This window comes from Paraburkholderia sp. JPY465, assembly GCF_050436725.1.
GTDB lineage: Bacteria > Pseudomonadota > Gammaproteobacteria > Burkholderiales > Burkholderiaceae > Paraburkholderia > Paraburkholderia youngii.
The window spans coordinates 171,849-183,522 of record NZ_JBNDMT010000006.1 but is presented as its reverse complement, the minus strand read 5'-3'; the positions used below and the strand labels follow the sequence as shown (position 1 = coordinate 183,522).

The following is an 11,674-nucleotide window of genomic DNA, read 5'->3' as shown; positions in this document are numbered from 1 at the left end:
CCAGAGAAAAACGCGCAGAGTTTGAGCGTAGAATTCATTCTCGAATCCAGCATGCCAGCGTACGGCCTGTGCTAGTGCCTGGCGTTCGTCGAAGGTCGGATAGGGGAGACGCTATTGTGAAAAGCTCTGCCACCAGCTACGGTTCGATTGCCCAATTCCTTCACTGGTGCACGGCGATAGTCGTGCTCGTAACGTTCATGTATGGGCCCGGCGGACATGAGCAGCGCGTTTATTCTGCGGCGCACGATTTCGACCGGCAATTGCACGAGACCTTGGGTCTATGCGTGTTCGCGCTCACCCTCATCCGCCTGCTGTGGCGGGCGTTCGACACCCAACCTGAGACACCTCCGATGTCTCGCTGGATGGCTGTTCTGGCAACAACCGTTCAGTGGTTGCTGTATCTGCTTCTCCTCGCCTTACCGCTTACCGCCATCTCGGGCGCGTGGCTCGAAGGGCATCCTCTGACGCTCATCGGTGGTCACGAGATTCCGTCTTTACTCAGTACATCGCATGCAGCAGGCTCAGCCATCTCATCGCTTCACACATGGCTCGGCGACGCCATTATGTGGCTTGCAGGGTTCCACGCATTCGCGGCTATTGTTCATCATGTCCTCCTTAAAGACGACGTCCTGGTCGGCATGCTTCCGCGCTGGTTTCCGACCGGACGGGCGCGTACTGGCCGATAAGCCCGATGGCAAGACTGCCCGTTTAGCGGTCCACAGCGGGATCGGCCGCCGCCTCAGCCTCTGCGGGAAACGCCTCCATGAAGGCAGCAACGGCTCGAATGTCCCGATCCGACAAGTTGTCGGAGATAGTCTTCATCACTTCGCCACGCGGGCGTAGCCCGGCGCTCCGGAACACCAGGATCTGTTTTTCAACGTAATCCGCGTACTGTCCGGCGAGGCGAGGAAATCCCCCTGTCCCTTCCCCATGCTGGCCGTGACAGGTACTGCATGCCGGTACGCCTTTGTCCGGAATGCCCAACAAAAAGATCGTCCTGCCCGAATCGATGAGCCGATGATCGGCCGTCGCTCGTGGTACCGGAGGCGGCTGGCTGGAGAAGTACGCGGCGAGTTGCTCGATTTGCGTTTCACTCAGATGCGTGAAGCCCCACATGAATCTTCTGGCATTCGGGTCGCTTCGCACATGAGCCTTGAAGTCCGTTAGCTGATTGACGAGGTATTCCCGTGGTTGGCCCGCGAGTTTCGGAAACGTGGGAGATACCGAAACGCCATTTACGCTATGGCAATTCGAACACACCTGCAATGCGATCGTCCTTCCGGCGACGGCGGGATTGTCGATCTGTCTGGACTGCTCCAGGTTGTGGCAGCCGGTTGCGCCGAGCGATAGCGCGACGAGGATCAATCGCGCACGTGGCCAGCGGCACGTTGAATCCTCAATGGAATGCGCGGGATGTTTCATCGATGGGCCTTCTAAAAAACGTGAGCCGATACCGTCACCAGTACGCGGCCCAGAGGTATAGAAACAGCGTGTCGTTGTCGCTTGCATTGCGTCCATGGCCGTCGTAATTCGACCGTGCGCCGAGGTATTTGGTGAAATGCGTGTATTGAAGACCGACGCGGATGTTCTGCACAGGAATCCAGAAGATCTCGGGCATCCACCCTTGCGTGGCCGGCGACGAGTTCGCGCTGCCGGCGTACGCCACGCTATCCGTGGTGCCGGTCACGTTGAAGAACGAAAGGCTCACGCCATATTTGGCCTGATAGACGTACGAGGCTTTCAGGCGTAAGGAATTGAGATTCGCTGACTGGCTGTTGCCAAACACGAAGTTATTCGGGTCGCTGATGTTTTCATGGATGTAGCGCGCCTGTGCGGTAACGGTGTTCGGCTCGAGGATGTACTGATACTGCGCATCCACGCCGATGTCGCGATAGCGGGTGACGCCCTGGGTGAAGATCGGCATCGAGTTCGCGTCGTTCGGATAGACGTTCGCATTGATGCCGAAGGTCCCCACCATGACGTTGTGCGGACCCCACTCATGAGTCAGGGCCAGACGCCAGTACGGATTTTGACCCTTCAGATAGATCTGCGGGTGGTTGGGGTCGCCGGCCTTGTTGCCCTTGCTCATGAACGACCAGATGCCATCAGCGGTGCTATACAGCGACACCTCCGCATAGACTGTCCGGTTCCAGTACAGGTAGCCGCCCGCACCCACGACCTGCTGCGCGAGCGTGCCTTCGAGGATCGGCAGAAACTGGGGTGAGCCGACCGTGCTGATCGAAGAGGAAATGTACGGGTAACTCCATGCCGGAGAACTGTTCCACACATCCTGCACGGTCGGATTGTTGTGCAGGGTGGTGCCGAGAATCAGGTCGCTGGCGTTCCCGATGATCCTGTCCACATAACGGAAATCCATGTTGTCCGATGCCCAGTGGCCGATCCAGTGTCCGTCGCTTCCCTGATGGTCGTAGTTCGAGTAGGTGAATTGCGTGAACGCACCGATCCTGTCGGTGATCTTGCCGGCGAGGAAGATGCTGGCTGAATCGAATATCGGCAGACCGTCTTTAGGCGACACGATATTGCCGCTGGCATCGTGGTTGAGCCTCGTCCTGGTCATGTCGAGCATCGCCATCACGGCGATTGGAACCGTACGTTCGCCGAAGGTATAGCCATTGAGCTTGAACATTCGGCCGTACGGCGTCAGTTCAGGAAACTGTCCGCCCGCGTGACACGCGACGCAGCTTTGCCCTGTTTGACGGGCGAAGATAGGCAGCGCTCGAACGACTGGAGCAACCACAAGGCAAAGCACGGCGAGCGCCAGCATCCAGATGCGACCCGTCAGCCGATGGGCGGCATCATCGCCTGCAAATGCCTTTGACATGTCCGTCTCCCCGACGGCCAGTTCCGCATTCGGTCATGCGCAGCGCGCACGAACCCCTGCCCACTGCGGAAACTGGGCGACAGCATCGCACTTCGCGCTCGGCATGACCGGCGTCGCATTTACATCGGCGTAGTGGGGCAAGCTGATGCCGCGTTGCGGTTGATGCTTGCCTGCGCGGAGCGCTTTCTCCAGACTCCAGAACGAGCGCGCACGCCGATTTATTCCCGCGCATGCGCTTGAACGCGCAAGGCGGGAGATCGAGAGGGACCTTGTTGAGTTGCCGCGGCTTTGGCTATGCGCGATCGCTAGATCTTCATGCGCTGTAGAACGCGGTCGCCGGAGACGAACTGATGAAACATTGCCGCAGCGATATGCAGGCAAATGACACCGAAAAGCACCCACGCGAGAACGCCGTGCACATCGCCCATCGCATGCCCGAACGAGGAGCCCGGTGCCGACAGTGAAGGCAACGAAACAAGGCCGCCGAGGCGGACCGTCCACGTGCGCGACGAAGCGTTGATCCAGCCGAGCAGCGGCACCAGCACGAGCAGCACGTACAGCGCAAGGTGGGTGACTTTTGAAGCGACGCGAAACAGCGGCGGCAGATTGTCCGGCGGCGACGGGTGAGTCACGCGCCACAGCACCCGCAACACCATCGCGGCGAGCAATGCGGTGCCGACGCCAAGGTGCCAGGCGATTTCGCCGTCCGGCACCGTATCGCGGTGCACGTCCGGCATCGTCCAGCCGATCACGAACTGCGCGGCAACCAGCCCGACGACGAGCCAATGGAGCAAACGTGCGACGATGTCATAGCGGTGTTCAGTCGAGACTTGCATAGGGGGCGCCTGTGAGTTGGTTTCTGGTGAAACAGATCGTACACTGCCGCGCCTTAAGCTCAGGTTAAGAACCCGTCGCCAAGGCCGTCTGTCTGCGCCGTTCGAATAACTCGAAGATGGCCATTCCCGCGATCATCGCGGCCACGAACACCCACGCTTTGGCCGACCCGAGCCCGAGCGCGACGAGCGCGGGGCCGGGACAGAACCCGGCAATTCCCCAACCGACGCCGAACGCGGCACTGCCCAGCACCAGTCTTGCCGTGACGTGGGTCGACGTGGGAATCCGCATCGGCGATCCGAGCAGCGACTTGTCGCGGCGCTTGGCGATCGCGAAACCGATTGCCGCGACGGCCACCGCGCCCATCATCACGAACGCGAGCGACGGGTCCCAGCGTCCGGCGATATCGAGGAAGCCCTGCACTTTCGCAGGGTTGGCCATGCCCGACAACAGCAGGCCGATGCCGAACAGCAGCCCGCATAGGAATGAAACAGCTGTTGCCATCTTAGGCTCCGAGAAGATGTCGAATGATATAGACGGTGACGAAGCCGGCCGCCATGAACGTCGCCGTCGCGACAAGCGAGCGCGTGGCGCCGCGTGAAATGCCGCACACGCCGTGTCCGCTCGTGCAGCCGCTGCCGTAGCGGGTGCCGATGCCGACCAGCAAGCCGGCCGCGATCACGGCGGGCCATGACGCGTCGACGGTGATCGCGACGGGCGCATCGACCGCGCGCGCGATCAGCGCCGCAACGATCAGCCCGGCAACGAAGGCGACGCGCCATGCGCCGTCGCGCTTCGTCCAGCGCAGCAGGCCGCCGACTATCCCGCTGATTCCGGCGATGCGGCCCAGCAAAAGCACCATCGCCGCAGCCGCGACGCCGATCAGCAGGCCTCCGCACAGGGAGGCGATCGGGGTGAAATGGTCGAAATCTATCATCGTTCGCTCTGTTTGATTGTTGGGTGGGTTGCGGCAGCGCTTACATCAGCACCGCTCTGACCAGCAGGCCGAGCGCCACGCACACGAGGATGCTCGCAAAGCCCAACTGCACATGATGGGCGGCAATGTGATGCGACGCGAGCCGTCCGCTGAGCATTCCGGCGGCGGTGGCGCCAGTGAACCACAACGCGACTTCGAGTGGAAGTGTCGCGCCGTGCGTGGCCGTCGCGAGAACGCCGCCACTGCCGACGAGCGCGATCACCATCAGCGAGGTCGCGACGATGCCGTGCATCGACACGTCAGTCAGCTTGCGCATCATCGGCACGATGATGAAGCCGCCGCCGACACCGAGCATACCGGTCATCAATCCGGTCAGCGAACCGGTGGCCGCGAGTGCGGCTGCGGTCGGCCAGGTCCAGCGAAAACGGCCGGTGGCCGGGTCGACATGCGCGACGCACATCGACGATTGCGGCTCGCGCGACGCGCGGCGCGCGCGCGTCTGACGCAGCAGCCGGAACGCGACGACCAGCATCACCGCGGCGAACAGCGCGAGCAACACGCGTTGCGGCAACGCATGCGCGAGGCGCGCGCCGGCGGCGGTGGCGGGCACCCCCGCGGCGGCCATCAGCAGCGCGGCGCGATAGCGGACGAGCCGCTTGCGGAACGCTTCGAGCGCGCCCACCGCTGCGCTGCCGGCCACCGCGACGAGCGCGACCGGCGTGGCCTGCTGCAGCGGCCAGCCCATGCCGAACACGAGCGCGGGCACGGCAAGAATGCCGCCGCCGGCGCCGGTCAGCCCGAGAGTGGCGCCCACCAGCGCGCCGAGAACGAGAGACAACAGCATCGAAGACCCCGTGAGCAGTGCGTGCCGGCGCTCAGTCCGCCAGTTGCGGATTAGCGAGCCATTCGCGTCCCTTCAGCATGCCGCGCCAGTAGAGCGGCGGCAGGATTCGCTCTTTCAGCAGCCACGCGAGCCGCGATGGCTTTTTGCCGTCGATGAGCCACGCCGGAAACGTCGGCGCGACCTTGCCGCCATACAGAAACTCGGCGAGCACGATCTTTCCGCGCTCGACGGTGAGCGGGCAGGAGCCGTAGCCGTCGTAGATCGCGACGCCGCTCGCCGCGCCCAGCGAGGCGAGCACGTTGTGCGCGACGACCGGCGCCTGCTTGCGCGCGGCGGCGGCGGTCTTCGCGTTGGACGTGTTGGTCGCATCGCCGAGTCCGAAGATGTTTTCGTGGCGCTTGTGCCGCAACGTGGCCTGATCGACGTCGAGCCAGCCGGACGCATCGGCGAGCGCGCTGTCGCGGATGAAGTCGGGCGCCTTTTGCGGCGGCACGGCGTGCAGCATGTCGAAGCCGGTCTCGAAGGTTTCCTTGCTGCCGTCGGCTAGCGTATGCGTGAATCTCGCCATCTTTGCGTCGCCATCGACCGCACTCAGCGTGGAGCCGAAGTTCAGCGCGATGCCGTAACGCTCGACGTATTGCATCAACGCGGGCACGTAGTCGGCGACGCCGAACAGCGCCGCGCCGGCATTGCGGAATTCGACGCCGATATGTTGCAGCCGCCCGCTGCGGCGCCAGTGATCGCACGCGAGATACATCGCTTTCTGCGGCGCGCCGGCGCATTTGATCGGCATCGGCGGCTGCGTGAAAATGGCTCGACCCGTTTCGAGCTGCTGCGTCACCTTCCACGTGTACGGCGCGAGGTCGTAGCGGTAATTGGACGTGACGCCGTTGCGCCCGAGCGTGTCGACGAGGCCGTCGATCGCGTTCCAGTCGAGTTTGAGGCCGGGGCACACCACCAGCTGGCGGTATTCGACGGCGCGCGAGCCGTCGAGAATCACGAGGTTTTGCGCCGGCTCGAAGTGCGTGACGGCAGCCTTGATCCACTTCACGTTCGCGGGCAGCACGCTGGAAATCGGACGGGCCGTCGTTTCCGGGTGGAATACGCCGGCGCCTACCATCGTCCAGCCCGGCTGGTAATAGTGCGTGTCGGCGGGATCGATGACCGCGATGTCGAGATCGGGGCTGCGCGCAAGCAGGCTCGACGCCGTTGCGATACCGGCCGCGCCGGCGCCGACGATCACCACGTCGTGCCGGTACGTCGGCCGCATCCGTTGCGATGCGGCGGCGAGCGTGTCGGCCGCTGGGTTCGAAGGGTCCGTGAGTTTCGTGTTGCGCATGTAGGGTCCTCTTGTTTGTTCCAGGCCGCCGCGCTCACAGCGCATCGACCGGTACCTTGATGTAGGACACGCCATCGCTTTCGGGCGGCGGCAGGTGGCCCGCTCGCATGTTGACCTGCACCGACGGCAGGATCAGCGTGGGCATCGCGAGCGTGGCGTCGCGGGCCGTGCGCATCGCGATGAACGACGCTTCGTCGATGCCGTCGCGGACGTGGATGTTCTGCTCGCGCTGCTCGGCCACCGTGGTCTCGAACAGCAGCGGCCGGCCGCCCGGCTGGTAGTCGTGGCACAGATACAGGCGGGTTTGCGGCGCGAGACCGAGGATGCGCTGAATCGAGCGATACAGCGCTGACGCATTGCCGCCCGGAAAATCGCAGCGCGCGGTGCCGTAGTCGGGCGTGAACAGCGTGTCGCCGACGAACGCGGCTTCTTCGCTGCCGTCGCTCGCGACATAGGTCACGCAGGCGGGCGTGTGGCCTGGCGTGTGCATCACGCGCACGGACAGATCGCCGACGTTGAACGTCTCGTCGTTGTCGAACAGGCGATCGAACTGCGAGCCATCGGTGCGAAACCCGGGACCCGCGTTGAACAGCTTGCCGAACACGGCTTGCACGCGCGTCACCTGCGCGCCGATTGCGATCTGACCGCCGAGCCGCGCTTTCAGATAGGGCGCGGCCGACAGGTGATCGGCGCGCACGTGGGTTTCGAGTATCCATTGCACGCGCGCGCCGAGCGACTCCACGCGCGCGGCGAGGCGATCCGCGGTTGCGGTGCAGGTGCGTCCCGACTTCGGGTCGTAGTCGAGCACGGTGTCGATCAATGCGCAATTCCTCGTGCCTGCATCCATCAGCAGATAGCTGACGGTCGATGTCGCAGGATCGAAGAAGCCCTCGACGGCGAGCTTGCCGGTTGCCATTTCGGTGGGTTCCTCACGATAGGGGACTAAGCCAGTCCGAGGCGCCCACCAATGCAGGAGTCGTGCCACCAAGCCTCAGCGTCGCGGCCCTCGGTTGTAACGCACTGATTTTTAGAGGCTTATTGCGCGCGACATGCGGATTGAAGAGGCGTCTGCACGACGCTCGGCCTCACCCGTGGCAAAGAGTCACTGCCATTTGGCAGTCGTGGCAGAAATGGCAGTTCCGGCGTATATTGCGGCAGCCAAGGAGTAATCACGATGATCCCGCCCGACATTGCGCCGCCCCCTTCGACCGAGCTTCCGTCGCAATCCCCTGGCGCGTCTGACGGCGTGCCCACGGTGGTACCCGACGTGAGCACGCTCGTGTCGTATCTGGAGCACGATCCGCAACCGGCGATCGTGCTCGATCCGCACTATCAGATTCTGGCCGCGAACAGCGCCTATCAGCGCCAGTTCGGCGTCGAAGGCCAGGCGCACATCGGCCGCCGCTGTTATCAGGTTTCGCATCACTACGACGTGCCGTGCGATCAGGCGGGCGAGCACTGCCCGATGAAACGCGCGACGGAAAATCGCAGCGCGGATCGCGTGCTGCATATCCATCACACACCGAGAGGCCCGGAGCACGTCGACGTCGAGTTGCGGCCGATCTTCGACCGCCACGCGCGCATCGTCGCCTATGTCGAGCGTCTCGCCACGGTCAGGAGCGCGTCCGCGCGGCCAAGCTCCGAAGGTCTGGTCGGGCGCGCGCCGGCGTTCAACGAGGCGATTTCCGCTTTGCAGCGCGTCGCGCCTTCGATGCTGCCCGTGCTGCTGCTCGGCGAATCCGGCACCGGCAAGGAGCTGTTCGCGCATGCGCTGCATGAGGCGAGCAGCCGCGCCCAAGGGCCGTTCGTCGTGGTGGATTGCTCGGGCATTACCGAGACGCTGTTCGAAAGCGAGTTGTTCGGCTTCGAGAAGGGCGCGTTCACCGGCGCGACGAGCCGGAAGCAGGGCCTCGTCGAAACCGCGCAGGGCGGCACGCTGTTTCTCGATGAAATCGGCGACGTGCCGCTATCCATTCAGGTGAAGCTGTTGCGGCTGATCGAAACGGGCACCTTCAGGCGCGTGGGCAGTACCGATATGCTGCGTGCCGACTTCCGGCTCGTCGCGGCCACGCACAAGCCGCTCGAGCGGATGGTCGCGGACGGCCAGTTCCGCGCTGATCTGTATTTCCGGATCAGTGCGTTTCCGATTCATTTGCCCGCGGTGCGCGAGCGTGTCGACGACATCGCGCTGCTCGCGGATTCGATCCTGACGCGCATTGCGTCGACGCGAAGCGGGTCGTCGCATAAGGCGTCGATTTCGGCGGAGGCGTTGGCGCTGTTGCGTGCCTATGCGTGGCCCGGCAACATCCGCGAATTGCGCAACGTGCTCGAGCGCGCCAACCTGCTCGCCGACGGTGGTGTGATCCGCCCGGAACACTTGCCGGAGGCGGTCCGCGATAAGACTTCCGGCGCGGCGAAGGAATCGCTGGCCGTGGGTCCGGGCCTGCCGCGCAAGCTCACCGATGCGGAGCTCGCGAGCGCGGCGGCGCAATTCCGCGGGAAACGCAGTGAGCTTGCCGCGCAATTGGGTTTGAGCGAGCGCACGCTTTATCGCCGGCTTAAAGCGATCGCGGGCGGTGAGGGCGCCTAACCAAACCGGAGCGATGCTCGCAATGCCGGCCGGCTGTCGCCTCATCGTCACTCAGGGTTTCCTGACACGCGAATCAGGATCTCTAACCGTGGTTTTCCAGCCTGCGCTGAATGCGACACAACTTCCGCTCATAGATGATGAGGTATCGGAATGCAATGTCGAATTGATGGGTCATGATGGGCTATCTGTCGGAGCGGGAGAACGTCGTCGAACAGATCGACTCGATATGTCTACGACTGTTCGACACGTGGTGCGAGGCGCGCAGCGTGAAATCGCTCGCATATTTGATGCACTGCTGGCCGCTGGTCGACAGCACGCCTGCCGCGCTCAAACGGCTGGGCGAAACGATGCGCGAATTGCGTCGCAATCACGCGGAGCAGATCAACGAGTATGACTTTCGCGCGCTGTGCGAAGTAGCCGACCTGATCGACGAACTGACCGAGCCTCGCGCAGTCCGGCGGCTCGCTGTGGTGGGCGGGCTGGCGGAATAGCGAACCGCAACGCAGCTAAAAGCCCGGAAGAGCGGAGAAAATCGTGCGAGCGTCGTGCAGCGGCAGTGAGGCCGCGGCGCGGCTGTTTCATCGGTCGTTCCAAAGCCGGTGAGCGCGCGATGGACCAGGCTCTGGCATCGAGTGCAGAATAGGACACCCTGCAACTCGTTGAGCGGTCTCTCAAAGGGAACACCGCATCATGAGCCATTTCGCCACCCCGGTTGCGCAGACCGGCACCATTCTGATAGTCGACGATACGCCGGGCAATCTCGGCGTAGTCGTCGACAGTCTCGAAGCGCGAGGCATTCGCGTGCTGGTGGCGCTCGACGGTATCGAAGCGTTGGAGCGCGCGGTCTTCTCTCAGCCCGATGTGATCCTGCTCGACGTGAAGATGCCGGGCATCGACGGCTTCGAGACCTGTCGACGCCTCAAGCTCGATGAGCGCACCCGCGATATTCCCGTCCTGTTCATGACATCGCTGACCGGCAACGAGGACCGCGTCGAAGGTTTTCTGGCCGGTGGCGTCGACTATGTGACCAAGCCGTTGCGCGTCGACGAGATGGTCGCGCGCGTCGGCGTGCATCTCGAATTGCGGGTGATGCACAAGCAGGTTCTCGCGCAAAACCGGCAACTGCTGGCGGAAGTCGCGATGCGCAAGGAAACGGAGGCTGCGTTATCGCAAGCGCGCGACGATCTCGAGCGGCGTGTCGCGTTGCGTACGGAAGAACTCGCGCGCGCCAACGTGTGCTTGCAGGCAAGCGAGGCGCGCTTTCGCGCGATTGTCGAAACGAGCCCGGTGCCGCTGTGCATCACGTCGATGCCTGATGGGCACATCCTGTACACGAATCAGCCGCTGCGTGAACTCTTCGGCATGGACGAACACGTGTCCGTCAATATCGCGGATTTCTACGCCGACCGGGGGGAGCGCGAGCGTGTGATCGAGCATCTGCGCGCGGAGGGCAGCTTGCGCGATAGGGAGATACAGTTCCGGCGCGCGGACGATACACGGTTCTGGGCGATGGCGACGGCGCGCGTCGCGACTTACGACGATTCTCCCGCGATCTATGTCGGCCTGAACGACATTACGGGCCGCAAGCAGATGGAACAGGAACTCGTCGAATCGCGCGAGCAGCAGCGCGAACTGTCCGCGTATATGGAGGCGATCCGCGAGGAGGAGAGAAAGCGCATTGCGATGGAGATTCACGACGAACTGGGCCAATTGCTGACTGCGCTCAAGATGGACGTGTCGCTGCTCAAGATGCGCATAACGCACGACGCGGAAGCTTCGAAAAAAGCCGATGATATGCGTCAACTGGTCGAAGGCACGATCTCGATGGTGCGCAATGTCGCGAGCCATTTGCGGCCCGCCGCGCTCAACTTCGGCATCGTGTCCGCGCTCGAATGGCTTGTCGAGGAGTTCAACCGCCGCCATGCGATTGCGTGTGAATTGCGTATCGAAGGCGGCGACCCGGCGCTGTCCGACGCTCATGCGACGGCCCTGTTCCGCATCGCACAGGCGTCGCTGACGAACGTCGCGCGGCATGCCGACGCCACACATGTCGAGGTGACGCTCGTATCGACGGCGGCGAAGCTCTTACTGCAGGTGCGTGACGACGGCCGCGGCTTCGACCAGCAAGTCGTGAGGCGCGACTATTCATATGGCCTGCTCGGCATGAACGAGCGCGCGCGGCTGATCGGCGGATCGCTTTCGATCGAAACCGCGCCCGGCGCGGGCACGATGGTTTCGATTCACATTCCGCTCGATGCTGCTAGAACGTAAGACGAAGCGATTCCCGC

The 11,674-nt window shown here is 63.4% G+C and carries 12 protein-coding genes; 4 read left to right on the top strand and 8 right to left on the bottom strand.

Translation table 11 applies throughout. The annotated features are described in order from the left end of the window. The first annotated feature begins 116 nt into the window (after positions 1 to 116). Positions 117 to 686, top strand: coding sequence for a cytochrome b (locus QFZ94_RS34135; RefSeq protein ID WP_368586431.1), 570 nt, complete (start codon positions 117 to 119; stop codon positions 684 to 686). A 22-nt stretch (positions 687 to 708) separates the two neighbouring features. Here QFZ94_RS34135 and QFZ94_RS34130 read toward each other — a convergent pair whose 3' ends face one another. The 8 genes from QFZ94_RS34130 to QFZ94_RS34095 all read right to left on the bottom strand — a co-directional run bounded on the left by QFZ94_RS34130 (position 709) and on the right by QFZ94_RS34095 (position 7,712). Next, positions 709 to 1,422 (bottom strand): c-type cytochrome, encoded by a 714-nt coding sequence (locus QFZ94_RS34130; protein WP_368586430.1) that lies wholly within the window; start codon positions 1,420 to 1,422, stop codon positions 709 to 711. Between the two features lie 34 nt (positions 1,423 to 1,456). Then, positions 1,457 to 2,842: a cytochrome C gene (locus tag QFZ94_RS34125; RefSeq protein ID WP_429462434.1), complete on the bottom strand. Its 1,386-nt coding sequence runs from the start codon at positions 2,840 to 2,842 to the stop codon at positions 1,457 to 1,459. 305 nt (positions 2,843 to 3,147) lie between these two features. Continuing rightward, complete coding sequence (locus tag QFZ94_RS34120; protein ID WP_176385292.1) at positions 3,148 to 3,678, bottom strand: cytochrome b; 531 nt, start codon at positions 3,676 to 3,678, stop codon at positions 3,148 to 3,150. Positions 3,679 to 3,742: 64 nt separating this feature from the next. Beyond that, a complete protein-coding gene (locus tag QFZ94_RS34115) occupies positions 3,743 to 4,180 on the bottom strand; it encodes a DUF6691 family protein (protein WP_429462432.1) in 438 nt (145 codons plus the stop codon). 1 nt (position 4,181) lies between these two features. Beyond that, the gene (locus QFZ94_RS34110) at positions 4,182 to 4,613 is read right to left on the bottom strand and encodes a YeeE/YedE family protein (protein ID WP_176122852.1); all 432 of its coding nucleotides are present in this window, start codon (positions 4,611 to 4,613) and stop codon (positions 4,182 to 4,184) included. Between the two features lie 40 nt (positions 4,614 to 4,653). Next, positions 4,654 to 5,457, bottom strand: a complete 804-nt coding sequence (locus QFZ94_RS34105) for a sulfite exporter TauE/SafE family protein (RefSeq protein WP_429462430.1) — start codon at positions 5,455 to 5,457, stop codon at positions 4,654 to 4,656. Positions 5,458 to 5,488: 31 nt separating this feature from the next. Then, positions 5,489 to 6,796: an NAD(P)/FAD-dependent oxidoreductase gene (locus QFZ94_RS34100; protein WP_429462428.1), complete on the bottom strand. Its 1,308-nt coding sequence runs from the start codon at positions 6,794 to 6,796 to the stop codon at positions 5,489 to 5,491. Positions 6,797 to 6,830: 34 nt separating this feature from the next. After that, positions 6,831 to 7,712 (bottom strand): MBL fold metallo-hydrolase, encoded by an 882-nt coding sequence (locus QFZ94_RS34095; protein WP_429462426.1) that lies wholly within the window; start codon positions 7,710 to 7,712, stop codon positions 6,831 to 6,833. A 258-nt stretch (positions 7,713 to 7,970) separates the two neighbouring features. Here QFZ94_RS34095 and QFZ94_RS34090 point away from each other — a divergent pair, with 258 nt between their 5' ends. From QFZ94_RS34090 to QFZ94_RS34080, 3 genes are all read left to right on the top strand, one after another. Further along, a complete protein-coding gene (locus tag QFZ94_RS34090; RefSeq protein ID WP_410851737.1) occupies positions 7,971 to 9,386 on the top strand; it encodes a sigma-54 interaction domain-containing protein in 1,416 nt (471 codons plus the stop codon). 173 nt (positions 9,387 to 9,559) lie between these two features. After that, entirely contained in the window at positions 9,560 to 9,877 is a 318-nt protein-coding gene (locus QFZ94_RS34085) for a hypothetical protein (RefSeq protein ID WP_429462425.1), read from the top strand. Positions 9,878 to 10,076: 199 nt separating this feature from the next. Then, entirely contained in the window at positions 10,077 to 11,657 is a 1,581-nt protein-coding gene (locus tag QFZ94_RS34080) for a response regulator (protein WP_429462423.1), read from the top strand. Positions 11,658 to 11,674 lie beyond the last annotated feature (17 nt).

Coding starts and splice junctions, on each gene's coding strand:
- QFZ94_RS34095 (WP_429462426.1), bottom strand. CDS start 7,712: ATGGCAACCGGCAAGCTCGCCGTCGAGGGCTTCTTCGATCCTGCGACA.
- QFZ94_RS34125 (WP_429462434.1), bottom strand. CDS start 2,842: ATGTCAAAGGCATTTGCAGGCGATGATGCCGCCCATCGGCTGACGGGT.
- QFZ94_RS34100 (WP_429462428.1), bottom strand. CDS start 6,796: ATGCGCAACACGAAACTCACGGACCCTTCGAACCCAGCGGCCGACACG.
- QFZ94_RS34130 (WP_368586430.1), bottom strand. CDS start 1,422: ATGAAACATCCCGCGCATTCCATTGAGGATTCAACGTGCCGCTGGCCA.
- QFZ94_RS34090 (WP_410851737.1), top strand. CDS start 7,971: ATGATCCCGCCCGACATTGCGCCGCCCCCTTCGACCGAGCTTCCGTCG.
- QFZ94_RS34120 (WP_176385292.1), bottom strand. CDS start 3,678: ATGCAAGTCTCGACTGAACACCGCTATGACATCGTCGCACGTTTGCTC.
- QFZ94_RS34115 (WP_429462432.1), bottom strand. CDS start 4,180: ATGGCAACAGCTGTTTCATTCCTATGCGGGCTGCTGTTCGGCATCGGC.
- QFZ94_RS34110 (WP_176122852.1), bottom strand. CDS start 4,613: ATGATAGATTTCGACCATTTCACCCCGATCGCCTCCCTGTGCGGAGGC.
- QFZ94_RS34085 (WP_429462425.1), top strand. CDS start 9,560: ATGATGGGCTATCTGTCGGAGCGGGAGAACGTCGTCGAACAGATCGAC.
- QFZ94_RS34105 (WP_429462430.1), bottom strand. CDS start 5,457: ATGCTGTTGTCTCTCGTTCTCGGCGCGCTGGTGGGCGCCACTCTCGGG.
- QFZ94_RS34080 (WP_429462423.1), top strand. CDS start 10,077: ATGAGCCATTTCGCCACCCCGGTTGCGCAGACCGGCACCATTCTGATA.